Origin of the sequence: Mesorhizobium sp. M0119, from assembly GCF_040322615.1 — a bacterium.
Taxonomy (GTDB): Bacteria; Pseudomonadota; Alphaproteobacteria; order Rhizobiales; family Rhizobiaceae; genus Mesorhizobium.
The window spans coordinates 39,690-65,768 of sequence record NZ_JAMYTU010000005.1 but is presented as its reverse complement, the minus strand read 5'-3'; the positions used below and the strand labels follow the sequence as shown (position 1 = coordinate 65,768).

Sequence of the window (26,079 nt, the reverse complement as noted above, 5' to 3'; positions counted from 1 at the left end):
TCTGCCGCAGCTCGACGGACTTGCGTCCGTGACCGCCGAAGCAACAGCCTTGTCACGCGACAGTGCCGAGCCTGCACGGGCAGCCGATGCCGGCAGCCATGGATTTGTCGAATTCATCGATGTCGAGAAATCCTATGACGGCCGCACCTTCGCGGTAACGCGGCTGAACCTCGGCGTTGCGCGCGGCGAGTTCCTTACCCTTCTCGGACCCTCCGGTTCGGGCAAGACGACGACGCTCAACATGCTTGCAGGGTTCGAACGGCCGACCAGCGGCGTCATTGCGCTTGAAGGCCGGTCGGTAGACAGGCTGCCGCCCTACGAACGCAACATCGGCATGGTGTTCCAGAACTACGCGCTGTTTCCCCACATGAGCGTCGAGGAAAACGTCGCCTTCCCGCTCTCAGTCCGCAAGATTACCAAGACGGACATCGCAGCCCGCGTCGGCCGCGCGCTCGACATGGTGCGGCTGCGGCAGTTCGGCGACCGGCGGCCGGCACAGCTTTCCGGCGGCCAGCAGCAGCGTGTCGCGCTTGCCCGCGCGCTGGTGTTCGAGCCGAGCCTGGTGCTGATGGACGAGCCTCTCGGTGCGCTCGACAAGAAGCTGCGCGAGCATATGCAGCTCGAGATCAAGCAGTTGCACACCATGCTCGGCGTCACCATCGTCTATGTGACGCACGACCAGAGCGAGGCGCTGACCATGTCGGACCGAGTCGCCGTCTTCAACAATGGCGGGATTGCCCAGCTCGGTTCGCCTGATGATCTCTACAACGCGCCGCAAACTTCGTTTGTCGCAAGCTTCATCGGCGAGAACAATACGCTGCTCGGCAAGGTCGACCGCGTCTCTGGCAAGGAGTGCCGCGTTGCGCTGGACGGCGGCGGTTCGTTAACCGCGCTGGCCATCGGTGTTGCGGAGGGCGCGGCCTGCCATGTCGCTATCCGCCCGGAGCGGCTGAAGCTTGCGCCCGCTTCGAACGGAGCAAATGCGTTGGCCGGCACGGTCGATGGCCGCATCTATCTCGGCGACCACCAGCGTCTTCTGGCCAGGCTGGAAAACGGACAGGTGCTGACCGTCAAGGTCGGCCCCGAAGCGACCATGGGCAACGGGGAACCGGTCACGGTTTCCTGCGCGCCCAACGACTGCCGTGCCTTCCCGGCAGATGCCGGAACGGGCGGTTCCATCTCGAAAACAGGGGAATAACAACAATGAAAATCACCAAAGCACGGCTGTTCGCCTTTGCGGCAGCCACAGCATTCATCACCTCAGGACATGTCGCCTTCGCCGACGAGCTTTCGATCATGGCCAGCGGCGGCGCCTGGCAGGATGCCCAGCGCAAGGCATGGTTCGAGCCGTTCAGCAAGGAGACCGGTGCCAAGATCGTCGAGCAGGAATATCTTGGCGATCTCGGCAAGGTCAAAGCCATGGTCGACACCGGCAACGTGCCGATCGACCTGGTGACGGTCGAGACCGCGACCGTGCTGCAGGGTTGCGACGCCGGCATTCTCGAGCGCCTCGACTATTCCAAGATCGCGCCGCGCGAAAAATTCCTCGAAGGCTCCGCGCTCGACTGCGGCGTCGGCCTCGACGCCTATGGCGACGTGCTCGCCTATGACCCCAACGTGCTGAAAGAGGCGCCGACCTCGGTGCTCGACATCTTCGACACGACCAAGTTTCCGGGCAAGCGCGCGATGCGCAAGTTCCCGGCGCAGAATTTGGAATGGGCGCTGATGGCCGATGGCGTCGCGCCGGCCGATGTCTACAAGGTGCTGGCCACGCCGGAGGGCGTCGACCGCGCCTTCAAGAAGCTCGACACCATCAAGAACGATATTGTCTGGTGGGATGCCGGCGCACAGCCGCCGCAGCTCCTGGCATCCAAGGAAGTGGTGATGACCACCGCCTGGAACGGCCGTATCCAGAATGCGATCGACAAGGACGGGGCGCCATTCAAGATCGTCTGGAACAACCAGATCCTCGAATACGACATGATCGCCATTCCGAAGGGGGCCAAGAACCCAGAGCTGGCCTACAAATATCTTGCCTATATCAGCCAGCCGGAAAACAACGCCAAGCTCGCCAGCTACATCACTTACGGGCCGGTGCGGACCGATGCAGCTTCCTTTGTCGCGCCGGACGCGCTGCCCAAATTGCCGAACGCGCCCGACCATATGAGCGCTTATCTGGTCGCCGACACCGAATTCTGGGGCGACTACGGCGAAGATCTGGTCAAGCGCTTCAACGCCTGGCTCGCGCAGTAGGAAAAATGACGGCGCTTGAGCCCACGGAATTGGATCGGCCGCGCATCGCGCGCGACCGGTCGGCCGCCGATGCCAAGGCGGCGAAATCCGTCACGGCAAAACTTCGGCGCGCCGAGTTTGGCGACCGGCTGCGGTCGCTGGCGCTGGCGGCGCCTTTGCTTGTGCTGCTGGCGCTGAGCTTCGGCATCCCGATCGTCCTGCTGCTGTCGCGCGCCGTCTACGATCCGACGATTGCCGACGCCCTGCCGCAGACCAGCCAGGCGCTGCGCGGCTGGAACGGCACGGGACTGCCAGGCGATGCCGCCTTCCTGGCCCTTGCCGCCGACCTCCGGAGCAACCAGGCCAAGGGCACCGCCTACGAACTTGCCAAGAGCCTCAACGCCCGCCTGCCCGGTGCGCGCAGCCAGGTGCTCAAGACGGTACGCCAACTGGAGGCTGCCGACAGGCCGCCGCTGGAGGTGATGAAAGCCGTGCCGTTCTGGTCGGCGCCCGGCACATGGCCGGTCATCGAGAGCGGCACCCACAGCGTGACGTCGTTCTACTTGCTGAGCGCGCTTGATCTGCGCTGGAACGCCGACGGAGGCATTGAAAGAGTGCCGCCGCAACAGGCGATCTTCCTGCAGGTGTTCATGCGCACATTCTTCGTCGCCGCGGCGGTGACGCTGGCCACGCTGATACTGGGCTTCCCCCTCGCCTACCTCATCGCCGCCGTGCCCAAGGGCCTCGCCGCCATCCTCATCGTCGCGGTGCTGCTGCCATTCTGGACGTCGATCCTGGTGCGAACAGCGGCGTGGACAGTGCTCCTGCAGAAATTCGGCCTGGTCAACGATTTGCTGTTGTGGCTCGGCATTGCCGACGACCGGCTCGACCTGATGTACAGCCGCATCGGCCTGATCATCGCCATGACCCATATCCAGCTGCCGTTCACGCTGCTGCCGATCTACAGTGTCATGCGCACGATCCCGGCCTCGCAGATGAAGGCCGCCTATTCACTCGGTGCAAAACCCTTCACCGCGTTCCGCCGCGTCTATCTTCCACAGGTTTTTCCGGGCGTCATGGCCGGTTGCCTGCTCACCTTCATTCTCTGCCTCGGCTATTACATCACGCCGGCGCTCATCGGCGGGGCAAGCGACCAGCTGATCAGCAATTTCATCGCCAACTACGTCAATGTCGAGCTGAACTGGGAGATGGCGGCGGCGCTGAGTTTCATCCTGCTCGTCTTCACGCTGGCGCTGTTTGGCATCTTCGCCCGCATCCTCGGCCTCGACCGTCTCAAGCTGGTGTAGCCATGCTGCTGTCTCCCTATCCGACGACAGGCGAAAGAATCCGCATCACCCTGCTCTGGCTGTGGTGCGGCATGGTGATCCTGTTCCTCCTCGTGCCGATCCTCGTTCCCGTCCCCTTGTCGTTCAACAGCGGCGCCTTCTTCATCTTTCCGCTGGAGGGGATTTCGACGCGCTGGTACGCGGTCGTGCTCGGCACCCAACGCTGGCAATCGGCGATCGGCAACAGCCTGATCGTTGCGTTCGGGACGACGCTGATCGCGACGATGCTCGGCACGTTGACAGCAATTGCGCTTTCCGACGAAAAGTTTCCCGGCCGCCGCATCGTCATGCCGCTGTTGCTATCACCGCTGATCGTGCCGGTGGTGATCACCGCCGTCGGCTCGTACCTGTTCTACGCACGTGTCGGCCTGGCCAGCACCTATGCCGGCATCATCCTGGCGCACACCGCGCTGGCCAGCCCGTTCGTCGTAGTCACGGTGGGAGCTAGCCTCACCGGCTTCGACCGCAATCTGATGCGCGCTGCCGCCATCTCCGGAGCAAAGCCCATCACATCATTCTTCAGGGTGATGCTGCCGCTGATCCTGCCCGGCGTGCTGTCAGGGGCCGCTTTCGCCTTCGTCACCTCGTTCGACGAGGTCGTCGTGGTGCAGTTCCTGGCCAGTGCCAACCAACGCACGATGCCGCTCGAAATGTTCATCGGCCTACGCGAAAAGCTCTCCCCGGCAATCACCGCCGCCGCAACGCTGATGATGGGGCTGTCAATCATCCTGCTCGTCGTCGCTAATCTTCTGGCGCGCCGTGGCAAGCAGCGACCACGCATCGACTAGGAATGTCGTACGGCGGTTGCGACGGCCGCACCGCTGGCGGCGTCGGCGCCAGTCGAAGACGCGGCGTGTGCGACAGTCAGCCTGTCGAGTTGGGATCGGCTGGATCCACCCACGGGCGGCCCAATCGTGTCACCATGGCGGCGTACCCAACGGCACCTGCCGCCCAAAGGAAGATGCCAAGCTCTTTGATGGCGTCTTCGGCGATGTCGACCGCCGAACCCGGGGTAGGAAACAGCTCTCCCAGCTGGTCGATCGCTGCTGACATCGCGAGTAGGAAGCCTGCAGCCAAAAACACGATCGTGCCGTCGAATGTCTTGCGTCGCAGCCGAAAGAACCAGAACAACCCGGCGACGGCGTAGGCAATCATCGCAACAATCTCTGGTATCGCAAAAACGGGCAGCACGTCCTCATGGATCAACAACAGGTCATCGAGGCCCATGACCAGGGTAAGGCCGCCGAGAAACGTGCAATCCCATCGGCGCGTGAGCAGTCCAGCAAACAGGGTCGCCGCACCGGTGCCGATCCATAGCGAAGCACCCAGGGACGAAATCCACCCCGTATAGAAGCCGACATCGGCGGCTGCAGATGGATCTCGATAGAAGATCGTAGCGTCCAGACCAAGACTTTGCGCGGCGAACAGCGCGGCCAAGAGCATCACAACGTTAATCGCTGCGGCCGCAAGCATGACCAAGCGCCAGGACATCCTCCATTCGCCGCCATGCTTTGTGTCCAGCGCATTCTTGTCTGGCATTGTGCCGAAGCCCATTCTGAGTACGACGGCCGGTAGCTCCGCTGCGCCGAGCACTCCGCCAGCACTATGCCGGCCCGCCATGATGGCGGCAACACACGGAACGGTTGCAGCGCTTCGCCCATGAGGTCGTCGTGATGGAGTTCCTGGCCAGTGCCAACGGCCGCGCGAAAAGCTCTCCCAGCAATCACCGCCGCCGGCACGCTGATGATGAGTCTGCTGATCATCCTGCTCGTCGTCGCTAGTCTTCTGGCCGACGCAGCCAGCGGCGGCCTAGCCTGACCATGTAATTGGTTCCAAATCTGACGCGTCGGTCAGCAAAACCTATCGTCAGGGACCAGCCACCGGCGTCCAGATCACGTCGTCGATCCTGAGCGCGCCGGTGGCGAGCATCACCAGCCGGTCGAAGCCGAGCGCCGCGCCGCTCGCCTGCGGCATGATGGCAAGCGCGGCGAGGAAATCCTCGTCGATCGGGTAGCGTTCGCCATAGACACGCTGCTTTTCGTCCATTTCGGCGGCAAAACGCCGGCGCTGCTCGGCCGGATCGGTCAACTCGCCAAAGGCGTTGGCGAGCTCGACGCCGCAGCAATAAAGCTCAAAGCGCTCGGCGGTGCGCGGATCGTCGGCGCTCGGCCGGGCCAATGCCGCCTCCGAGATCGGATATCCGAAAAGGATGGTGGCGCGCCTCTGCCCCAGCGCCGGTTCGATTTTTTCGACCATCACCCGGCTGAACAGGTCGGCCCAATTGTCGTCGGGCGCGGTCCTCAATCCGGCTTGGATCAGGGCGGCATGCAACCCCGCGCGGTCGGTGCTGCCGTCGGCTGCAACCGTCGCCAGCAGATCGATGCCGGCATGGCGCATGAAGGCTTCGGCGACGCTCAACCGTTCCGGCTCGGCAAACGGGTCGGCCTCGCGGCCGCGGAAGCCGAAGCGCTTTGCGCCCGCCCGTTCGGCCGCCAGCGCAACGAGCTCGGCGCAATCGCGCATCAGGCTCTCATAGGTCTCGCCGACGCGGTACCATTCGAGCATGGTGAACTCCGGATGGTGCAAGGGGCCGCGCTCGCGGTTGCGCCAGACAGCCCCGAGGCTGAAGATGCGCTCCTCGCCGGCGGCAAGCAGCTTCTTGCAGGCGAATTCCGGCGAAGTGTGGAGGTAGAGCGGCTGGCGCTGCCCGTCCGGCCCGATCGCCTCGGTGGCAAAGGCCGACAGGTGCGCTTCATTGCCGGGCGAGACCTGCAGGGCCGATGTCTCCACCTCGACGAAGTCGCCGCGGGCGAACCAATCGCGCATGCCGGCGGCAATGGCATTGCGCAGGATCAGCCGCGGCCGGCGGTCGGCATGGACATGCGGCGTCCACCACGGCGAGGCGGCGGTCATCGGCTTCAGGGGAATTGCACAGAGGGCTGGCGATTGCGGCCAAGATGCGCTAGGCCGCACGCAACGGCCTCTCCAGCCGATTTGCGCCAACAAATTTTATCAGGATGGAAACCCGTGAAGGTCATCGCCAGCTCCTTACGCAAAGGCAACGTCGTCGAAAAGGACGGCAAGCTTTATGTGATCCTCTTTGCCGAAAACATTCATCCTGGCAAGGGTACGCCGGTCACCCAGCTCGACATGCGGCGTATCTCTGACGGGGTAAAGGTTTCCGAGCGTTACCGCACCACCGAGCAGGTCGAGCGCGCCTATGTCGAGGAGCGCGAGCACACGTTCCTCTACCGCGACGGCGAAGGCTTTCACTTCATGAACCCTGAGACCTACGACCAGGTCGCGGTGCCGGAAAGTGTGGTCGGCGACATGGCGCCTTATCTGGTGGAAGGCATGCCGGTACAGATCTCGCAATACAACAACATCGCCATCTCGCTGGTACTGCCGCAGCGCGCCACTTTCGAGGTGGTCGAGACCGAGCCGGTGACCAAGGGCCAGACGGCATCGTCATCCTACAAGCCCGCAACGCTGTCCAACGGCGTGCGTACTTTGGTGCCACCACACATCAGCGCCGGCACCCGCGTGGTGGTGATGACGGCCGATGCCGCCTATGTCGAGCGCGCGAAGGATTGAGGCGCGAAGCCTGAAACGCCTCGCCGAAAGCGTCGAGGCGGCCGGTCATCGTCTACCGCTTTGCGCCAGGGGCTTTCGAGCATTGGGACGCTGCACGCAGACCGAAGCGTCAGCGCCCTGCTAATTCTTTCCTATTGCACGACGCCAGCGGGCAATCTCTGAGCCTCGAGCAACGCCGACCGTCCCTTTCGCCAGGTGCCAGGTGGAATGCCGACGAACTTTTTGAAGGCGCGATTGAAGGCGGCTTCCGACTCGTAGCCGACCTCGGCACCCGCTTGCGCGATGCTCATTTCGGGCCGTTCGAGCAAACGTCCCGCCAGTTGCAGACGCCAGCGAGCAAGATAGTGCATGGGCGAGACCTCGACATAGTGGGTAAAGCGGCTCGCAAATGCTGTGCGTGAGAGCCCTACTTCGCGGGCGAGCCGATCCAATGTCCATTCCTCCCTGGGGCGAGCGTGGATGAGCCGGAGCGCCTCGCCGACGTGTTGATCCCGTAGGCCTGACAGCCAGCCGCGCGAATCGTCGGGGAGGGTCTCGAGATGGCGGCGGATGATCTCGACAAACATCAGCTCGCTCAGCTTGGCGAGGATCGTTTCACAGCCCGCCCGCCCACTGCCACCTTCTGCCAGCGCCAGCCGATAAAGGTCGATAACCCAGCTGCTTCCATCGGCGGGCTTGCGGGCACACAGGATGGCCGGCAATGCGGCGAGGAGAGGATTGAAGGGACGCGCATCGCAGCCAAGATACCCGCAAATGAACCGGGTCCGCTCGTCTCCGCCGCCACCATGGATCACCGCGAACGGCAGGCTCTCGTCTATCGGCCGATAATACATCGCCATATTGGGTTCGCCCCGCGCCCCGGGCGAGGAGCTCAACACATTCGGAACACCACCGGGGAAGACAACGACATCACCGGCGGTCACGAGCACCGGGGGCACCGAATCGTCTCCCAGCGCGGCCCAGCACGAGCCCGACATCACGGCATGAAAAGAAATGATGTGCTCTGCCTCCGGCATGATGGCGGCGGCAATGTCGGCCGTGCCCGGCGACTCGCCGACCCAGGGAGAGCTAGCGTCGACGTCGAAATAGATCGCACCGGTGAGGCGAACGGCTCGGAGCACATCGGAAAGGACATCCATGCACTACACCTCCGGAAACGATCGGCTACTCCCTTTGACAACGAGGTTTTCGGCCAGGCATCTCGAACTATCCGGCAATACAGCCGCCCGAGCAACTACCCATCCGGTCTAATCCTAGTCTGAACGATCGGGCAACAGAAATGGACGATGTGACATTTGCGGGAGCAGCGGACGGGACTAGCGTTTCGTCGGCCGGCCGACAGGTCCAATAACAGGGAGGAATGTCATGAACGATGAAGACATCACCAAATTCGCAGCAAGCCTGCGGGGCGAAGTCATCCGCGCCGGCGACGCCAGCTATGACGAGGCCCGCAAGCTCTACAACGGAATGATCGACAAGCGGCCGCTGATCATCGCCCGCTGTGTCGACGTCGCCGACGTGATCACAGCGGTGAATTTCGGCCGCGACAACAATTTGCTGGTTGCGGTACGTGGCGGCGGCCATAACGGGCCAGGATTGGGGAGCTGCGACGACGGTCTGGTGATCGACCTGTCGGCGATGAACGGCGTGCGCGTCGACCCGGATGCCCGTACGGCGCGGGTAGGCCCGGGCTGCACTCAGGGCGACCTCGACCACGCCACGCATGCCTTTGGCCTGGCCGTACCGGCGGGCATCATCTCGACCACCGGGGTCGCCGGACTGACGCTGAGCGGCGGTCACGGCTATCTGACGCGCAAATATGGCCTGACCATCGACAATCTGGTCGAGGCCGATGTCGTGCTTGCCGACGGAAGCTTCGTCACCGCCAGCAAGGAGCGGAACCCCAACCTGTTCTGGGCGCTTCGCGGCGGCGGCGGCAATTTCGGCATCGTCACCAGCTTTGTGTTCAAGCTCCACCAGGTCAGCATGGTCTTTGCGGGGCCGATCGCATGGGATCAGCGCCACGCCCGTACCATCATGCAGCATTATCGCGAGTTCCTGCCGAACGCGCCCGAAGAACTCGGGATCTTTCTCGGGCTCAAGACCATCCTGTCGAGCGCACCGTTCCCCGAAGAGTTTTGGGGAAAGCGGATGTGTCTGCTGATGTGTTGCTATAATGGCCCGGAGGAAAAGGGCAGAGAGGCGCTGGCCCCGCTGCTCAATGCGCTGCCCGCGCCTTGGTTCAACTGGATGGGAACGATGCCCTATCCCGCGGTGCAGAGCATGTTCGATGGGCTCTACCCGAAGGGGATGCAGTGGTATTGGAGGGGCGATTTTGTCAAGACGCTGTCCGACGAGGCGATCGACGCTCATCTCAAGCAGGCGGCGAAAACACCGAGCGAGCTATCGCTCATGCACCTCTATCCGATCGATGGTGCCGTCCATCGCGTCGGCAGAGACGAGACACCCTGGAATTACCGTGATGCGACCTGGTCGATGGTCATCGCCGGGATCGATCCGGACCCACAGAAAGCGGGGCCGGTGACACGCTGGACCAAGGCCTACTGGGAGGCCGTGCATCCGTTCGATCTGGGTGGCGCCTACCTGAACTTCATGATGGATGACGAGGGCGATGCAAGAATCAAGGCGGCTTATGGCGACAACTACGAGCGCCTGGCTACGCTGAAGAGAAAATACGACCCGAACAACCTCTTCCGGGTGAACCAAAACATCCGGCCGGCTGCTTGACGGCGGTCTTCGTCAGGCCGGCAAAGCGTTGTGTCGTACCGGCTGCGGCCAGCTTAGGCCCAGCCCGGTACGATAGGTTGCCGGTCAGGACGCTCGCCGGCCTTGCAAGCGCGATACTCGGCCGGGCTCGGCGACCATGTTCCATGAGCCATGTCTGACATGCAGCAAAAGCGGTCGGCCCGCACGCTCAGGTCACCCGTAGCGCTGCTTCAACCGGCAAGTCCGGGAGCAGGCAATGCGGTCAAAGGGTTATGCCTCAGCGGCTGCTTCCCTTCAGGCCGATCGCGCCGGCAGCCTACCGATAATTCCACGCTTCGATGCGGACGTCCGACGTCACCGCGACACCCTTCAGTCCTCCTCGAGGACCGGTATCCCCTTCAGAATTAGCTAAATTAGCAGTTTCTTAAGTGCCCTTGGAACTTTGTAGCTTGCGTTCCATTTTCAACCGCATGCGAGAGTCTTTGGTCCAAGGGGCTGGAATGACGGTGAACAGCTCACCGCCGCGCTATTCGCTGGTCTTGCCCATATACAATGAAGAACAGGTGCTGCCTCGGCTTATCGAGCGCATCAGTTCGCTTATCGGCAGGCTGGACGGCGAAACGGAGGCCATCTTCGTCGATGACGGAAGCGTCGATGGAAGCGTCGAATACCTTCAAAAAGTGGTCGCCGCCGAGCCGCGCTTTCGGCTGATCGAATTTTCCCGCAATTTCGGCCACCAGGTGGCGATTACCGCCGGTATGGACGCCGCTGCGGGCGATGCCGTCATCGTCATGGATGCCGACCTGCAAGACCCGCCGGAAGTCGTTCTCGATCTGGTGGCTAAGTGGAAGGAAGGCTTTGAGATCGTCTATGCTCGCCGAGTCAAGCGCGAGGGCGAATCCTGGTTCAAGGTCTTTACGGCAAGTCTATTCTATCGACTGCTGGAGCAAATGACCTCGGTCGATATTCCGCGCGACGTCGGTGACTTCCGCTTGGTCGGCCGCAAGGCGCTGGAAACCTTCAAGTGTATGCCTGAACATGACCGCTTCGTCAGGGGCATGTTCGGCTGGATGGGCTTCAAGCAGACGGCTGTGCCATTTGAGCGCCACGCGCGAACCCTGGGCCAGACCAAATACCCATTCTGGAAAATGATGCACCTCGCAGTTCACGGCATCGTCAGCTTCTCCGAGAAGCCGTTGCGCCTGGCGCTCTGGGGCGGATTGGCCATTTCCGCGCTTGCGGGGGCCTTTGGCGCTTACGCCATCTTTGCCTGGTTTTTTGAAACCGGTATCATTGCCGGGTGGACATCCACGGTGGTGATCGTGTCGCTCCTGTGCGGGATCAATCTTTTCATGACCGGCGTGGTCGGACTCTACGTCGGCAGCATCCATGCCGAGGTGAAACGCCGCCCGCTTTATGTGATCGATCGGCTCACCGGCTTCGACGAGGCGATGCGTGCCGGCTCCGGTGAGCGCCGCCGGTCATTTCGCAAGCCCAGGAGTGGAGTCCCCGCCAATGGCCGAACTCTTCGACAGCTATAAATCCCACTATGGCGAGGCGGTCGAAGGGTCCATCCGGTTTTCCGGACTCAGCCACGACTTCTTCCTTGTCGCCAAGGCGGATCTGCTGCGGCGTCTGGTCTTCGAGCGAAAGCTTCGGGAGGGTGGGTCGGCTGTAAGAGCGCTGGATGTTGGCTGCGGCGTCGGTTCGCTCCACCCCCACCTCGACGGCGCTTTCGACAGCCTCGATGGTTGCGACGTGTCGGAGCAATCAATTTTGCGCGCCGGCAAGGACAATCCAGGTGTGACCTACAGGGCCTGTACCACGCCGAGCCTGCCCTACGAGGATGGCGCGTTCGATCTGGCTTTCGCCAGTTGCGTCGTCCATCACGTTCCGCCCTCCTCCTGGCTCGATTTCTTCCTGGAAATGCGGCGCGTCGTACGGCCGGGCGGCGTCGCCTGCATCATTGAGCACAATCCCTACAATCCACTGACGCGCCTTGCTGTGTTCCGGTGTCCGTTCGACCACGACGCGGTCCTGCTCAACTCCGCCAACGCAGCGTCCCTGTTTCAGCAGGCCGGCTTCACGGACATCCGATCCGAGCATTTCCTGCTGCTGCCGTCGGCAACGACTTTCGCCAGAAGAGTCGAGCGGGTATTCGCGCCTTTGCCGCTTGGAGCGCAGTATGCGTGCAGTGCGCATGTCTGAGCGCCGTTCGACCAGCGACGCCGGGCTGAGGCTGCTGGCGCGTTTCGGGTCCGTCGGCATCGCCGCAACGATCCTTTATGCAGTGATGGCCACCGCTTTGGTAAAATGGCAACGGTTCGGCCTCTCGCCGGTCGGTGCCTCGCTCGCGGCTTACACCGCAGCCGCCCTGTTTTCTTATCTCGCGCATAAGTTCGTGACCTTCGCGTCGAGCGGATCGCATCGATCGGAAGCTCCGCGTTTTTTCTTGCTGACGGCGACAGGCTTCGCCGTCGCCTACGCGGCGCCGGCGCTTTTGACGGCCAAACTCGGCCTGCCGCCGATCATTGCCATTCTGGTTACATGCCTGCTTGTTCCAGCGGTCAATCTTCTCATGCTCGACCGCTGGGTTTTTCAGCAGCGAAGACGCAGCCAGCAGCGTGATCGCCCGCCCTAACTCGCCTCAATGGGATCGAGCCGTAACGACAACAATTTGATCGAGCGTTTGTAGATGTTGCTGGCGGCCGGAGTTTGCGGAATGCCGTCGAGGTAGTCGAAAGCGATGTCGAGTGTTTTAGCCTCGGCGAGAGCCGCCGTTGGAACGACGAACGAGACCGTTCGCGGCTCTTTGCCGGACAGCGTCACCGCATGCACCCGAACGCCATTCACCGAAATCATAACCCGCTGCGTGACCTGCGGCGGGCGAATGACGGCGGCCATTTGCAGCGTGGCCGTCACGCTGTCGCGGAGCGGCGGTATCTTCAGGCGAAGCCGCGAGGTCTCGCCCAGGGAATGGGTGCCGTCGGCAACAGGCCCCGACCAGCCGCAGACCCTCATGCCGGCTGCCTTTTTGGCTCCGTCGGACCGGAACGACACCGTCTCGCCTAGGGCATAGCTGCCGACCGCATCGCGATTGAGGCAGGTCGTCGTCCGGTCAATATAATAGGCGCGATAATCGGCGTTGACATTCGGATTAAGAGCAAGCGCAAGAATGACGATTTCTGTTCCCGCCAGAACCGCCGCCAGCGCGTAGCCGCCGAACGAGGCGGAGCGCCGATATGGCTCCGGAAAGCTAGACCAGGGCAAGATAGCCTCCGATCCATGCCACGGTCATGAAATAACAGGCGCTTAGGAAGAGGCCCAGAGCCGCGAGATAAGTCAGCTTCGACACGGACAGCAGCATGGCTAGCAACATTGTCAGAGGCGCAAGCCCGACGACGTATCTGACCATCGACGCCAAGTTCGTGATCAGCGGCAGGATGATGCAGCAGGCGCAGAACAACGCGGCGCCATATTGCCTGCGAACCGCCAGAATCGCCGATAGCCCCAGTCCGATGAGTGCGGCGAGCGCGCTCCATTGCGGCGCTGTGGGCAACCACCCAGTCGTCGGAACAGCCGAGAGCCCATCCCATACGAAAGCGAGCGGATTGCCCGCCACCCGTCCAAACGCGCGCTGCACGTGCAGGAAGGCAAAGCCGTCGCCGACGGTCAGATAGAGGAACAGGATGTAGGCGAATAGACCGGCAGGCGAGATGAAGATGGCGACGAGCAGATCCGGTTGGCCAAGCAGCCAACGCGGGAACGACAGCGTCGGCCGGCCCTTTGCGCGGTAATCCCTGAACATCTGAATGACGGTCGCGAATACAACAAGCACTCCGACGAGCCTGGTTGCCGACAGGAGAGCCGATGACAGTCCCGCAGCCAGATAGCTGGAGCGTTTGAGCGCCAGAAAAACGCACGACGTCAGCAGCACGAAAAGAGGTTCGGTCAGGAAAGTCGTGAAGTGATAGGAGAACGGGCCGCTGAGCAGAAACGCGCAATACAGCACATATGCGCGCATGTTCTTCTCGAGCAGCGGCCACGCCACCAAGCAGGCGGCATAGCTGCACGCAATCGATGTGATCGATGCGACCAGAATGGTCGGGAAAGGGAAAACAGACCGAATGGTCGCCACCAGCATCGGATAGAGCGGGAAGAAGCCCCAGCGTCCGACATTGCTCTGGCCTGGAATGGGAAAGCGCTCATAGCCGTGTTCGGAAATGCCGACATACCACGCGCAATCCCAGCGGCAGAGCGCCTGGGCATAGGCCGCGAAGCCTGCCTCCGACGAGACCGAAGCGAAGGCGGCATAGCGGATGGCCAGTCCACTGACGACGAACAGCAACGGCACCGCCACGACGGCTACCGCAACAAGGCGGCCACCGGCGTTCGGACGCGCGACAGCTTCGAGCGCCAAAATCTGCCTCCACCCGTTCAAGTGGCTGGCGCCACTCAAAGCTAGATGACGCGAGCCCTGGCGAATTCAAGGCATGCAGCGCTGCTCAAATCGGCAATACCTATCCGGCGTCCCTGAGCCAGACCGGCATCTCGCCGGGGTCGCGGTTGTCCCAGGCGAAGTACGGCAGGGCGGTGACCTTCGCGTCCTCGACCGCCGGCGGTTAGGTGCGGTAGAGCCCCTCTTCCCAATTTTCGAAAGCCTCCTCTTCGGCAATTTGCCGACCGCCCCGGTGTACTCGGCCCTTGAGAATCCTCCAGCCTTCGGCAACATGGCGGCAAAAGCTGAGAGCACGAGGATGAGCAAGGTCATTTCCGCCGCATCGCGGCGTCGGTCGGCGCCGCGCAAGTCACCGATGGCGCTGACCGAGGCGCTGGTCGCCCGCACCTTGCGGGCGGTCGAGGACGCCGGGCCGACGCCGGGCATGGTCTACATGACCGATGCCGATTACGCGCGCATTCGCGACGAGGTGCTGGCCGGCGCGCCGGCCGGGCCGGTGAAGCTGTTCGCCTATGGTTCGCTGCTGTGGAAGCCGGCCGGCGAGGTCAGGGGTGGCGAACGGGCCGTTGCAACGGGCTGGCACCGTTCGTTCTGTTTTACGGTGCAACGCTTCAGGGGCACCGTCGAGCTGCCCGGCCTGATGATGGCGCTCGACCGCGGCGGCCAATGTCAGGGCATGGTGTTCGAGATCGCCGAGCCCGTGGCGGCCAATCTCGAAGCGCTGCTGCGCCGTGAGATGACCATCCTGCCGGCCGTCAACGTGCCGCGCTGGCTGCAGGTCAGGACGGGCGACGGCATGGGCCAAGCGCTTGGTTTCGTTGTCGATCCCGCCAATCCGCGCTATGCCGGCAAGCTCGAAAAGCGAGCGATAGCGGCGACCCTGGCCACGGCCGTCGGCCATTGGGGTTCGGGCGCCGAATATCTGTTCGAGACCATTCGCCATCTCGACGCGTGCGGCATCCGCGACCGCAATCTCTGGCAGCTGCAGGAGCTTGTGGCCGAGGAGATAGGTCGGGCGCCGCCGTCGGGGTTCATTCGTCCCTGAGCCAGACCAGCATCTCGCCGGGGTCGCGGTTGTCCCAGGCGAAATACGGCACGGCGGTGACTTTTGCCTCCTCGGCTGCCGGCGGTTCGGTGCGGTAGAGCCCCTCTTCCCAGTTTTCGAAAGCCTCCTTTTTGGCAATCGCCGAAAGTGTCACGACGCCGCCCAGAAGGTTCGGCTGCTTGTGTGCCTCGATGTCGGCCGTTCGCGGCAGGGCGATGCGGTGCAGCTGGCTGGAATTGTCGGTCTCCTCGACGCAATAGATCAGCGGCCCGCGCGCCAATGCGACGCGGCCGATATCCTGCCGCACCTGCGGGTTGGCGTAGAGGCGGTCGACGGCCATTTCGAGGTCGAGCTCGACGCGGTCGCCCTTGCGCCATTCGCGGCGGATCGCGGCGTAGCCGTCGCTGGTTATATCAGCCAGATCGACAGAGGCGCCATTGACCTTGAGCGCCGCCTTGCGGCACCAGGCCGGCAGGCGCAGATGCAAGGTGAACTCGGTCGGAGCTTTCGGTTCGACGGAGATCGAGACCGCGCCGTCCCAGGGATAATTGCTGGTTTGGGTGAGCTCTATTTGCGTCCCGGCGATATCGAAACGAGCCGTGCCGTTTCCATAGAGATGGACGGCAAGTGCTGTGTCCGACAGGCCATAGAAATAGCTGCCGATCGAGGCGACCATGCGCCCGATATTGGGCGGGCAGCACGGGCAGCGGTGCCATTTCCAGCGGTGGTGGGCGCCGCGGCTTTCGAGCGGATTTTCGTAGAAGAACAGCGAGCCGTCGAGCGACAGGCCGGAGATCGAGCCGTTGTAGAGGGCCCGCTCCATGATGTCGGCGTAGCGCGCATTGGGGCCCATGCCGAGCATGCGGCTTGCCCAGAACACCAGGCCGACCGAAGCACAGGTCTCGGCATAGGCAGTGTCGTTGGGCAGGTCGTAATCGGCGGTGAAACCCTCATTGTGCGACGACGGCCCGAGCCCGCCTGTGACGTAGAGGTTCTTGGTCATGAGATCGTCCCACAACCGGTCGAGCGCCACCCGCAGCGTGTCGTCGCCATATTCGGTGGCGATGTCGGCCATGCCCGAATAGAGGTACATCGCCCGCACCGCATGGCCGACGACCGTGTCCTGCTCGCGCACCGGTTTGTGCGACTGGTTGTATTCGTAGGTTTTGAAGTGATAGGCCTTGGGGTCGGCGCCGCGGGCGCGCGCCTCCTCGTCGAAATAATGCGGCTGCTGGCCGCGCTGGTCGATGAAGTATCTGGCAAGCTCCATGTATTTGCGCTCGCCAGTCACCCGCGCCAGCTTGACCAGCGCCAGCTCGATCTCCTCGTGGCCGCAATAGCCCTTCTTCTTGCCGGGCTCGGGACCGAACGTCTCGGCGATATGGTCGACATAACGGCACATGATGTCGAGCAGCTTGCGCTTGCCCGTGGCCTGGTAATAGGCGACCGCGCCTTCGATCAGATGGCCGGCGCAATAGAGCTCGTGGCAATCGCGCAGATTGGTCCAGCGCAGGCCGGGCTGGATGCGCTGGTACCAGCTCGACAGATAGCCGTCGGGCTGCTGCAGCTTGCCGTACATGTCGATGACGGCATCGATCTTCTTCTCCAGCTCCTCGTTGCGGCGGCGGTAGAGCGAATAGGCGGCGGTCTCGATGGTCTTGCCCCAATCGGAGTCCCAGAACATCTGGGTGGTCACCGTCGAGCCGGTGAACTCGTTGCCGGCGGTGGCGGCCTCGTCGGGCGAGGGTGAGTGGAACGGAATGACGACGCCGGGCGATGGCCGGTCCGGGTCGATCTGCTCGAGCATGCGCGCCTCGACACAGCGGTCGTAGAGGATGCCGGCGGTCTTCGAGGCGACGGCATCGACGCGGTCGCCCCAGAAGCCGCGCACGTCGACCTGCGGCACCGGCAGCGGGCGGAAGGCGAGTTTCGGCTTGGCGCCCTGACTGGCGGATTGCGATGCGGTCATCAATTTACTCCGGTTCGGTTCGATTGGTCACTTCACGGCCCCTGCCATCAGGCCGCGGATGTAGAAGCGCTGCAGAGCCAAGAAGAGCACCAGGCACGGCACCATCATGACGGTGACGCCGGCCTGCACGGCGCCCCAGTCGATGGCGCCGAAGCGGCCGGACTGCAGTGCGGTCATCATGATCGGCAGCGTGAATTTCGACTGGTCTGTCATCAGCACCAGGGCCGCCAAAAACTCGTTCCAGGCGCCGAGGAAGGCGAATAGCGCGATGGTGACGATGCCCGGCCAGACCAGCGGCAGCATCACTCTGAGCAGCATGGTGACGTTGTTGGCGCCGTCCATGCGCGCGGCTTCCTCGATCTCGCGCGGCACCGCGTCGAAGGCGTTGCGCATCATGAAGATCGAGAACGGCAGCTGCAGCGTGACGTAGACGCAGACCAGTCCGGTCAGCGTGTTGTGCAGGCCGATCTTGGTCAGCACCAGGAAGATCGGCGTCAGGATCGACTGGAATGGGATCATGATCGTCGACAGGATGACGACGAAGAGCAGGTTCTTCAGCGGAAAGCGGAAGCGCGAGAAACCATAGCCGGCCAGCACGCTGACGATCACCGATAGCACTACCGTCATGACAGAGACATAGATGCTGTTCTGCGCCGGCAGCCAGAGGCCGTCGCCAAAGGTGTTGAGCGTGGCGTAGTTCTCGAGCGAAAACCCGGTCGTCGGCCAGGGCGGCAGCGGCGGCTGACGCGCCTCCTGCGCCGGCTTGAAGGCCGAAAGAACGGTCCAGACGATCGGCGCGATGAACAGTATGGATGCGATGATGCCGGTCGAGTGCTCGGCAATCTGCATGCCGATGCGGCGTTTGCGGGTGCGAGCCTGCGCCATCAGTCGACACCCTCCGGATTGCGCAGCAGGCGCAGCTGGATGAGGCTGAGCGCCACCAGGATGATCAGCAGGATCATCGAAAGTGCTGCTCCATAGCCGAGCTTGAACGACACGAAGGACTGGTTGAAGATCCAGTAGACGGCGGTCAGCGTCTGGTTGCGCGGCCCGCCGCGCAGGATGATGTAGAACTGGTCGAAGGCGAGGATCGAGCCGGCGACCGACAGGATCAGCGCCAGCGCCAGCGTGCGGCGCATCAGCGGCAAGGTGATGGCGCGGAACCGCGCCAGCGGCCCTGCCCCGTCGATCATCGCCGCCTCCTGCAGATCCGGAGGGATCGATTGCAGGCCGGTCATCAGGATGATCATGGTGAAGCCCGCCACCTTCCACACCACCATGGCGATGATCGACCAGAAGGCCGGCTGGAAGGTCGCCAGCAGATTGAATTTCTTCTCGGTCAGGCCGAGCTCGAAGGCGGCCGGGCTGAACAGGCCGGAATCGACGTTGAGCAGCCACGACCAGAGCAGGCTGGCCGAGGCGAAGCCGATGACCGCCGGCATGAAGAAGGAGGTGCGGTAGAAGCCGGTCAGCGGCCGCGGCCTTTCGATGAACAGCGCCAGCGGAAAGGCGACGGCGAAGATCGCGATCGTCACCACCACCGTGTAATAGCCGGTGAACTTCAGCGCGTTCCAGAAGCGGGTGTCGCGCAGGATCGCCCAGTAATTATCGAGGCCGACAAAGCTGTGCGCGCCCATCAGCGGCCAGTTGTGCAGCGACATCCAGGCGGTCATGCAAAGCGGCACGATGAAGAAGACGACGACAAGGGCAACGGCCGGCGCGACATAGAGCAAGCCGATCCACTGCCGGCGCCCGGCGCCGACGAGTTTGTATGCGCGCGCTGGCGCGGCGGTGGTTGCTGTGATGGTGGTCATGCCGTGGTCTTCCGTTAGCGCTACGTCCCCCTCCCCCTTGAGGGGAGGGTCCGGTCGAAGGCCGGGGGTGGGGTCCTCCGCGAAGCGCGCCGACATCAAAAGAGCGTCGAGCACTGCCGCGATGACCCCACCCGGACCTGCGGTCCGACCTCCCCTCAAGGGGGAGGTTAAGGGGCTGCGGGGGTGGGGTCCTCTGCGAAGTGCGCCGACAGAAATGTCGAGCACTGCCGCAACGACCCCACCCGGACCTTCGGTCCGACCTCCCCTCGAGGGGGAGGTGGGCGTCGGCGCCTACTTCTGCGGCGCCGAATCGATGATCGACTGCATGGTTTCCTGCGCATTGGCGATAGCGCCGTCGACGTCTTCGCCAAAGAAGACCTCGTTCATCATCTGGTTCCACGGACCGTTGGCCGAGTTTATCAGATCGTTGAACACCACCGAATAGGGCGTGCGGCCCTTGGCCATGGCTTCGGCGGCGATCTGGTAGCGCGGATCGAGGTCCTTAAGCGCGTCCTTGGCGATGTCGCCGCGCACCGGCAGGCTGCCATACTTCGCCAGAATGGTCTGGCCCTCGAGCGAATAGGCGAAATCGAGGAACTCCTTCACCACCGCAACCTTGGTGGTGCCTTTGGTGACGACGAAATTATCGCCGCCGGCAAACGACGACCAGCCGCCGTCCTTGCCGGGCAGGAAGGTGATGCCGTAGTCGATGTCGGGGTATTGCGTGTTGAGCGCGCCGATGGCGAAGGCGCCGGACGGCGAGATGCCGATATTGCCGGTGGCGAAGGCGGCAAAGAAGTTGGAGCCGGTGTCGGTCTGCGCGCCTGAAGGCACCAGGTCCTTCTTGACCATCGAACGGTAGAGGTCGATGGCGCCGCGCATCTGCGGCGTGTCCAGCGTCGCCTTGGAGCCGTCCTCCGTGAGGATGTCGCCGCCCGAGGCCCAGATCAGCGGCGTGAAGGTGAAGATGTTGCAGCCGCCGCAATTGCCGGAGAAATAGAAGCCCTTGATGTCGCCGCCGAGCCCGTTGACCTTTTCGGCGTCGGCTTCGATCTCGGCCCAGTTGGTCGGGCCCTTTTCCGGGTCGAGGCCGGCCTGCTTGAACAGCTTCTTGTTCCAGATCAGCACCGAGGAGTCGGCCGAGAACGGCAGCCCGTAGATGCGGCCCTTATAGGTGCCGGTCTTGACATGCGCCGGCGACAGGCTGGCGAAATAGGGCAGCGATTTCGCCCAGTCGGTGATGTCTTCCAGCTGGCCGGCGGCAGCGAAGGACGGCGTATAGATCAGGTCGAGCGACAGCGCATCGGGCGCCGTGCCGCCGGCAGCGGCCGCGCCGTATTTCGGGATGATTTCGGCGTTGGGAATGATGTCCAGCTTGATCTGGTTCTGATGCCCCTTGTTGAAGGCGTCGACGATGCGCGGCATGAAGTTCGAGCCGTCGGCGCGCACCCAGATGTTGGCGGTGTCGGCGGCGGCCGAGCCGACCGTCGCCAGCGTGCCCAGGATGCTCGCGGCAATGGCGAGCCCGGTAATGATGGTTCTCATGGTTCTCCTCCACATGGTTCTAATTTAGCCGCGCCCGTACGGGTGACTATCGACACGGCCCGTTTCGTTCAGCCGTCCGGCGGACGGCCGCATGACTGACGCACCACCAGCCGGCACGGCAGTTTTCTGATGCCCGGCAGAGCGGGTTCGCCGCCGACGAGCGAAAGCAAGGCAAGGCCGGCCTCGCGCCCGAGCGCGGCCAGGTTCATGTCGACCGAGGTCAGCGGCGGGCGAGTCGCCTCGGCGACGATCTGCCAATTGTCGAAGCCGATGACGCCGACCTCGTCCGGCACGCCGATACCGCGCTCGCGCAAGGCATCGATGACGCCGCGCGCGATCTGGTCGTTGCCGCAAAACACCGCATCGGGTTTTTCGCGCGTGCCGTCGAAACCCTCGCCCTCGAACAGCGTCTTGACCGCCTCGTGGCCCCAGGCCTCCGACCACGGGCCGAGCAGCGGCTCCATGACCGGCAGGCCGTTCTCGGCCAGTACCGCGCGATAAGCCTCGGCGCGGGCATGCACCACGGCAAAGCTCGCCGGCCCGCTGACATGGGCGATGCGCCGTCGCCCGAGCCGGCAAAAATGCTCGACCGCCAGCCGCGCGCCGCCGGCATCGTCGGAGACGAACGCGATGGCGCCGGGATCGGGCTCGGTGAATGCGTAGATCGCCGGAATGCCGAGATTGGCGAGGTCGACCGGCAGATGGCGGTCGATGCGCTTGCCGGTGGCGATGATGCCGTCGACGCGCTTGTCGAGCATGGCATCGACATGCAGCTGGGCAAGGCGCGGGTCGTCCTCGACATTGCACAAAAACACCGAGACGCCGGCATCGACCAGCGCATCGGAAACGCCGGCCATCAGCGGCAGCGAAAAGCGGCCATAGGTGTCGTTGGTCAAAAGCCCGACGGTAAAGGAGCGCCGCCTGAGCAGGCTCTGCGCCAGGCTGTTCGGGCGAAAGCCAAGCCGCTGCGCCGTCTCGCGAATCCGGGTCCGCGTCTCGGCCGTCATCCGCCCCTGCCCGTTCAGTGCTTTGGAGGCCGTAGCGACGCTGACGCCGGCAAGCGCGGCCACCTCACGGAGGGTGACCGGCTGCTTGACAGGCGTTGGCTGGACGTCGGACGCCATGATTTGAATATCGATCCTCCCATTTGAGAAAAGCTTTTCTCTTATGGGCCTGCGAGGTGCTGATTGGTGAAGTCAGCGGATGCCGGCAGAGTTGGGAAAAGGTTTTCTCAAAAGGAAGATTAGGGGAAGGATGCAAGGATGGCAAGAGGGAATGGCCTGGTTACAGGCATGTTCGGCAGTCAAGTACGACTCGCTGCCCTGGGTCCAGGATCTGCCATGGCGGCCCGAAGGAAAGAGGGCGAGCAGCTTTGGCGTGCATTGCCTTTCAGCGGGCGCCGCGATCGAATAATCGCGGTGCCGCAGTCTACCCGCAGAGCTAGCAGTTCTCAGTCTGCGGATCGCACGCCTTGTTTTTCTGTTTCTGTGGCTTGGGCTTGACCGCCTGCTCGGGCTCGGCCTGCTGCGGCTCGGCGGCGGGTTGCTTCTTGGCCTTCGGTTTCTCGGGCTTGGCCGCCTGTTCCGGCTCGGCCTGCTGCTGCTCGGCGGCGGGCTGCTTCTTGGCCTTCCGCTTCTCGGGCTTGGCCGCCTGTTCCGGCTCGGCCTGCTGCTGCTCGGCGGCGGGCTGCTTCTTGGCGTTCGGCTTCTCAGGCTTGGCCGCCTGTTCCGGCTCGGCCTGCTGCTGCTCGGCGGCGGGCTGCTTCTTGGCCTTCGGCTTCTCAGGCTTGGCCGCCTTGCCGGGCTCGGCCTGCTGCTGCTCGGTGGCCGGCTGCTCCTTGGCCTTCGGCTTCTCAGGCTTGGCGGTTTCTTCGGGCTTGGCCTGCTCGGTCGTTGCAGCGCCTTCGGTCGGCTTCGATTTCCGGCCAGCCTGAACCTGCTTCACCTCCTCGATGTCTTTGAGCTTAGCTGGTTTGGCCTTAGGGTCGGCTTTCACCTCGCCCTCAAAGACAGCGACCGTATCGTTTTCCAGTTTGCCGGACTGCTCGGGCGCGTCGGTCTTGCTGACCTTGACGGCAGTCACCTTCTGGTTCGTCTCCTTTTCGATCACATCGACATCAATGACTTTGTTGATCACCAAATTGTTCTGGATCGTCACGTCGCCGGCCGGTTCGGCCGCCTCGACAATGCGCCCCGGCTCATCACGGATAACGACGGTAGAAATGTCCGCAACAAGGAATTCGCGGGTGGGGACCACAACCCAGTAATAATCCGGCGTCGTGTCGAAGGTCACCTCGATTGAAATCAAATCCGGATCGCGGCGGGGCGGCAGCGGCGCCCAAATGATGTGCTCTCTGTCACGACGCCAACTCACCCATGCTGGCGCCCAGCGAGTGCCCGGAACCCAGTACCAGCCGATATCGTCGGCATAGCCCCATCGGCCGTAATGGTACGTCGCCCAGCCGAATGGCTCGTCGGACACCCAGAGCCAGCCATACTGCTCGGTATAGACCCAGTGTCCAAGCGTATACGGACGCCAATCGTCAGGCACATCAACCGGCACGAAAACGGTCGCTCCGTGATACGAGACCCAATCACCATAGGAAGACAGGTCTTCGTAGAACGTGCTGATCGAAACGGTGGTGGCAGCCCTTGCCTCGGACACAAGCGACAATGGCGCAATTGAGTTGGGAATCTCGACGACCGTGAGCAGGCAGGCGGTTACGCCGCCGAGCATCAGTCGCACCGCATGTTGGGCAAGGACGCGTTTCATCGTAATCTTCCTCCGAAACAGATCGCCCTTCATCGTACAAACCCGTCGGCTGCCGGATTGTTCCACTTTGCTGACGTTACCCGCATCCCCTCCCGCAGCGGCTTGGCATCGCACGATGATATTTGGGATAAGAGTTGCTTCATGAGGGCGGTGACCGTCACAAATGCGCGCCGAAGGCGCGGTGATAGGGTGTCGTTGGTCAACAGCCCGACGGTAAAGGAGCGCCGCCGCAACAGGCTTTGCGCCAGGCTGTTTGGGCGAAAGCCAAGCCGCTGCGCCGTCTCGCGAATGCGGGTCCGCGTCTCGGCCGTCATCCGCCCCTGCCCGTTCAGCGCCTTCGACGCAGTGGCAACGCTGACGCCGGCAAGGGCCGCCACCTCACGCAGGGTGACGGGCTGCTTGACGGGCGTTGGCTGCGCATCGGACGCCATGATTTGGATATCGATCCTCCCATTTGAGAAAAGCTTTTCTCTTATGGTCCTGCGAGGCGCTGAATGGTGAGGTCAGCGGATGCGGGGCGATTTGGGAAAAGGTTTTCTCAGAGGGAGATTAGGAGAAGGATGCGGGATGGCAAGTGGGCGGACCGAAGCAATTACTCCTCAACACCGTTTTGTCCTTGCCCCTTCATGCGGACACCGCAACGCCAACCAGTTCCAGGTCGCCCTGTTTGGTAGCCAGTTCCTCCACATATTTTTGCAGAAATGGCACGTCAGCGAGCTTAGCCCGCAGACCCAGCATTCGCGCCTGAGCTCTGCGGATGAAAACGTTGTAAGTCATAGGAACAATAACCACGTTGCCACGCGTTGTTGGCTCGTTTTCGCCCGCTTCGATGGCTGATCCAAGTACGAAGCATGTGACCGACGTCGCGTCTGAGATGTGCCCACCAGTCTTCAGTATTTTTGCGTAGTTCCAAGGCTGCGTAATTTGATCAGAGCCGATTCCAACTCCCGCCCTTTTTATCTCGGCGATCACCAGCCGATCAGTGCCAATAACCTCGCCAGACGAGTCATAGCTATCTCTGCTGTAAAGGCCGACGCTCCCATCGGGGACAATTACGTAGTCGGGTCGCAGTCGGCTAATGGGAGAACTAGCGCCGAAAAATTTCCTAACGACCTCTGTCATTCCCTTGTTAGACGTAAATTCGATGCTCTCATATTCAGGACCGAACACCCACAGCGATTTGTCAATTAGAGGCTGAAGATCGCCAACTTCAGACATACTAGGATCACGGAGCTTCACATCCAGTTCCGCAATCAGTTTCAGACGGCTTTGGATCTCGTCCAGTGCGTCTTTCGCCAGTCGAATGGTCCAGTCCTGTAAAATTGAATCAAGGGTATCGAAGTCATCGGCGGCAAAGTCATGGAGCTTGCTGATCACTCCGTATTTGGAAGTCGAGGCTTCAAGGGTTGCCAAAATCCCCGCGACTTGTCCAACCTGATCCACCGTGATCGACGGGCATGCGTCGACAACCTGGTCGACGAACTGGTTCCACCTCTCACGGCCAGCCGGCGGTAGCTTGGCGACGCTCTTGAAGTGAGTTTCCCTAACCGTTGCCTTCGCCTCTCGCCGCTTATCCGCGGTGAACTCAGAGAGGGTCGCTTTTATGGCGTCATGAATTCGCGGTCGGGTTTCTTTCCAACCGACCGAATCAGCGTTGAAACCAGTCCAGTCGGGCGTAACAGCATCGTCCAAAAAGTCCGCGAATACGATAAAAAGGAACCGCTTCGCTTCTGAACTGCGCCCGTCAAGGATACGTTCGTGATCGAAACCTACCCAACTCGGCGAACCGACCAGCCGAGACTTCACGCGCCATGCGATACCATGTTGCTTCGTCGTCTTGTCAGACTTCAAGCTGTCAATAACCACAATTTCAGCAGTGCCATGACCTGGCACCTCGACCTTCACACGGTCCATACTATGTCTTGGAATGTCGTCGAAGGTGACCCTCGTACCATCGATGAACACTTCGAAATTCGGATCGGCGAGGAAGCGTGTACCAAGTACCTCCCTTGCCGTTTCAGCCGCCATTGACAAGTTGGAAACAGACGTAGCCCTTATCTCGGTGCCATGAGTAGAATGATCGCGTTGTTGCGAGGCCACTCGCCTCAATTCGAACGGCTGGTTAAGGCCGCGTTTCACTTCACATGAGGTCTCGAGGCCGTCTCGCCAAGTTGCGATACTATACGGGTCCGAAAACCTGAACGCCGCATGTCGCCCCCTGCCGTTTCTTCCGTACGGGTCGCGAGATGCAAAATGATTCAGTTCAGGTGGCGGGGCCGACTTGTTCCCCTCCATGCTGAGCTTATCATAATCTAGAGTGCCCCAGCGTTGCTGGAACTGATCGGCTGTCATTCCCTTTCCATTGTCGCGAATAGAGAACAGACTGCCGGTTGCTCTGTTTGGCCAAGTGATCTCAACCTTGGTTGCAAAAGCGTCCCACGCATTCGCAACAAGTTCGACAATCGCCACGCCCGTATCCGTGATAATCGGTCCTGCGTACCGATCCAGAAACCGAGAATCGAAGAGAACGCCTTGCTCAGACTTTGATTGGTCCAAAATGCCCCCCAGAATGTCAG

General features: G+C 62.3%; 23 protein-coding genes and 2 pseudogenes. 11 read left to right on the top strand and 14 right to left on the bottom strand.

What is annotated here, in order from left to right; translation table 11 throughout:
* Nucleotides 1-28: 28 nt before the first annotated feature.
* Genes NKJ40_RS06800 through NKJ40_RS06785 form a run of 4 tightly spaced genes read left to right on the top strand, consistent with a single transcriptional unit; the run spans nt 29 to nt 4,366 of the window.
* Entirely contained in the window at nt 29-1,198 is a 1,170-nt protein-coding gene (locus NKJ40_RS06800) for an ABC transporter ATP-binding protein (RefSeq protein WP_352465430.1), read from the top strand.
* 5 nt (nt 1,199-1,203) lie between these two features.
* A complete protein-coding gene (locus NKJ40_RS06795; RefSeq protein ID WP_352465429.1) occupies nt 1,204-2,253 on the top strand; it encodes an ABC transporter substrate-binding protein in 1,050 nt (349 codons plus the stop codon).
* A gap of 5 nt (nt 2,254-2,258) precedes the next feature.
* Complete coding sequence (locus NKJ40_RS06790) at nt 2,259-3,539, top strand: ABC transporter permease (protein ID WP_352465428.1); 1,281 nt, start codon at nt 2,259-2,261, stop codon at nt 3,537-3,539.
* A 2-nt stretch (nt 3,540-3,541) separates the two neighbouring features.
* Nucleotides 3,542-4,366 carry an ABC transporter permease gene (locus NKJ40_RS06785; RefSeq protein WP_352465427.1) on the top strand — a complete coding sequence of 275 codons (825 nt, stop codon included), beginning with the start codon at nt 3,542-3,544 and terminating at the stop codon, nt 4,364-4,366.
* Nucleotides 4,367-4,442: 76 nt separating this feature from the next.
* On the opposite strand, the gene NKJ40_RS06780 is transcribed toward NKJ40_RS06785, so the two are convergent.
* Nucleotides 4,443-5,117, bottom strand: coding sequence for a DUF8692 domain-containing protein (locus NKJ40_RS06780; protein ID WP_352465426.1), 675 nt, complete (start codon nt 5,115-5,117; stop codon nt 4,443-4,445).
* A 150-nt stretch (nt 5,118-5,267) separates the two neighbouring features.
* Here NKJ40_RS06780 and NKJ40_RS06775 point away from each other — a divergent pair, with 150 nt between their 5' ends.
* On the top strand, nt 5,268-5,396 hold the full coding sequence (locus NKJ40_RS06775; RefSeq protein WP_352465425.1) for a hypothetical protein: 129 nt from the start codon (nt 5,268-5,270) through the stop codon (nt 5,394-5,396).
* A 48-nt stretch (nt 5,397-5,444) separates the two neighbouring features.
* Here NKJ40_RS06775 and epmA read toward each other — a convergent pair whose 3' ends face one another.
* On the bottom strand, nt 5,445-6,491 hold the full coding sequence (epmA, locus tag NKJ40_RS06770) for an EF-P lysine aminoacylase EpmA (RefSeq protein WP_352465424.1): 1,047 nt from the start codon (nt 6,489-6,491) through the stop codon (nt 5,445-5,447).
* A gap of 114 nt (nt 6,492-6,605) precedes the next feature.
* On the opposite strand from epmA, the gene efp reads away from it, so the two are divergent.
* A complete protein-coding gene (efp, locus tag NKJ40_RS06765; protein WP_292661679.1) occupies nt 6,606-7,172 on the top strand; it encodes an elongation factor P in 567 nt (188 codons plus the stop codon).
* A 131-nt stretch (nt 7,173-7,303) separates the two neighbouring features.
* Here the strand turns inward: efp and NKJ40_RS06760 are convergent, their stop codons facing one another.
* Nucleotides 7,304-8,311, bottom strand: coding sequence for an AraC family transcriptional regulator (locus tag NKJ40_RS06760; protein ID WP_352465423.1), 1,008 nt, complete (start codon nt 8,309-8,311; stop codon nt 7,304-7,306).
* Nucleotides 8,312-8,537: 226 nt separating this feature from the next.
* Here NKJ40_RS06760 and NKJ40_RS06755 point away from each other — a divergent pair, with 226 nt between their 5' ends.
* The 4 genes from NKJ40_RS06755 to NKJ40_RS06740 all read left to right on the top strand — a co-directional run bounded on the left by NKJ40_RS06755 (nt 8,538) and on the right by NKJ40_RS06740 (nt 12,540).
* Entirely contained in the window at nt 8,538-9,920 is a 1,383-nt protein-coding gene (locus NKJ40_RS06755) for an FAD-binding oxidoreductase (RefSeq protein WP_352465422.1), read from the top strand.
* A 479-nt stretch (nt 9,921-10,399) separates the two neighbouring features.
* A complete protein-coding gene (locus tag NKJ40_RS06750) occupies nt 10,400-11,440 on the top strand; it encodes a glycosyltransferase family 2 protein (protein WP_352465421.1) in 1,041 nt (346 codons plus the stop codon).
* Complete coding sequence (locus NKJ40_RS06745) at nt 11,415-12,107, top strand: class I SAM-dependent methyltransferase (protein ID WP_352465420.1); 693 nt, start codon at nt 11,415-11,417, stop codon at nt 12,105-12,107. Before NKJ40_RS06750 ends, NKJ40_RS06745 begins: the two co-directional genes overlap by 26 nt.
* Nucleotides 12,085-12,540, top strand: a complete 456-nt coding sequence (locus NKJ40_RS06740) for a GtrA family protein (RefSeq protein WP_352465419.1) — start codon at nt 12,085-12,087, stop codon at nt 12,538-12,540. The genes NKJ40_RS06745 and NKJ40_RS06740 overlap by 23 nt, the downstream gene beginning before the upstream one ends.
* Here NKJ40_RS06740 and NKJ40_RS06735 read toward each other — a convergent pair.
* From NKJ40_RS06735 to NKJ40_RS06725, 3 genes and pseudogenes are all read right to left on the bottom strand, one after another.
* Nucleotides 12,537-13,169 carry a hypothetical protein gene (locus NKJ40_RS06735; RefSeq protein WP_352465418.1) on the bottom strand — a complete coding sequence of 211 codons (633 nt, stop codon included), beginning with the start codon at nt 13,167-13,169 and terminating at the stop codon, nt 12,537-12,539. The two genes, NKJ40_RS06740 and NKJ40_RS06735, sit on opposite strands and share 4 nt — an antisense overlap.
* Entirely contained in the window at nt 13,156-14,319 is a 1,164-nt protein-coding gene (locus tag NKJ40_RS06730; protein WP_352465417.1) for a putative hexosyltransferase, read from the bottom strand. Before NKJ40_RS06730 ends, NKJ40_RS06735 begins: the two co-directional genes overlap by 14 nt.
* A gap of 100 nt (nt 14,320-14,419) precedes the next feature.
* Nucleotides 14,420-14,497 (bottom strand): annotated as a pseudogene (locus NKJ40_RS06725) (hypothetical protein); the annotation flags it as partial.
* A 159-nt stretch (nt 14,498-14,656) separates the two neighbouring features.
* Between NKJ40_RS06725 and NKJ40_RS06720 the strand changes: the two are divergent.
* Nucleotides 14,657-15,403: a gamma-glutamylcyclotransferase gene (locus tag NKJ40_RS06720; protein WP_352465416.1), complete on the top strand. Its 747-nt coding sequence runs from the start codon at nt 14,657-14,659 to the stop codon at nt 15,401-15,403.
* On the opposite strand, the gene NKJ40_RS06715 is transcribed toward NKJ40_RS06720, so the two are convergent.
* The 8 genes and pseudogenes from NKJ40_RS06715 to NKJ40_RS06680 form a co-directional block, all read right to left on the bottom strand.
* Nucleotides 15,390-17,372: a glycoside hydrolase family 127 protein gene (locus tag NKJ40_RS06715; protein ID WP_352465415.1), complete on the bottom strand. Its 1,983-nt coding sequence runs from the start codon at nt 17,370-17,372 to the stop codon at nt 15,390-15,392. The genes NKJ40_RS06720 and NKJ40_RS06715 overlap by 14 nt on opposite strands.
* 27 nt (nt 17,373-17,399) lie before the next feature.
* On the bottom strand, nt 17,400-18,257 hold the full coding sequence (locus NKJ40_RS06710; RefSeq protein ID WP_352465414.1) for a carbohydrate ABC transporter permease: 858 nt from the start codon (nt 18,255-18,257) through the stop codon (nt 17,400-17,402).
* Nucleotides 18,257-19,186 carry a carbohydrate ABC transporter permease gene (locus NKJ40_RS06705; protein ID WP_352465413.1) on the bottom strand — a complete coding sequence of 310 codons (930 nt, stop codon included), beginning with the start codon at nt 19,184-19,186 and terminating at the stop codon, nt 18,257-18,259. Before NKJ40_RS06705 ends, NKJ40_RS06710 begins: the two co-directional genes overlap by 1 nt.
* A 291-nt stretch (nt 19,187-19,477) precedes the next feature.
* Nucleotides 19,478-20,731, bottom strand: a complete 1,254-nt coding sequence (locus NKJ40_RS06700; RefSeq protein ID WP_352465412.1) for an ABC transporter substrate-binding protein — start codon at nt 20,729-20,731, stop codon at nt 19,478-19,480.
* Between the two features lie 68 nt (nt 20,732-20,799).
* Nucleotides 20,800-21,855 carry a LacI family DNA-binding transcriptional regulator gene (locus tag NKJ40_RS06695; RefSeq protein WP_352465411.1) on the bottom strand — a complete coding sequence of 352 codons (1,056 nt, stop codon included), beginning with the start codon at nt 21,853-21,855 and terminating at the stop codon, nt 20,800-20,802.
* A gap of 316 nt (nt 21,856-22,171) precedes the next feature.
* Nucleotides 22,172-23,536, bottom strand: a complete 1,365-nt coding sequence (locus NKJ40_RS06690) for a DUF6600 domain-containing protein (protein WP_352465410.1) — start codon at nt 23,534-23,536, stop codon at nt 22,172-22,174.
* A 155-nt stretch (nt 23,537-23,691) separates the two neighbouring features.
* Nucleotides 23,692-23,934 (bottom strand): annotated as a pseudogene (locus tag NKJ40_RS06685) (LacI family DNA-binding transcriptional regulator); the annotation flags it as partial.
* A 193-nt stretch (nt 23,935-24,127) separates the two neighbouring features.
* Nucleotides 24,128-25,972 carry an ATP-binding protein gene (locus tag NKJ40_RS06680; RefSeq protein WP_352465409.1) on the bottom strand — a complete coding sequence of 615 codons (1,845 nt, stop codon included), beginning with the start codon at nt 25,970-25,972 and terminating at the stop codon, nt 24,128-24,130.
* Between the last annotated feature and the right edge of the window lie 107 nt (nt 25,973-26,079).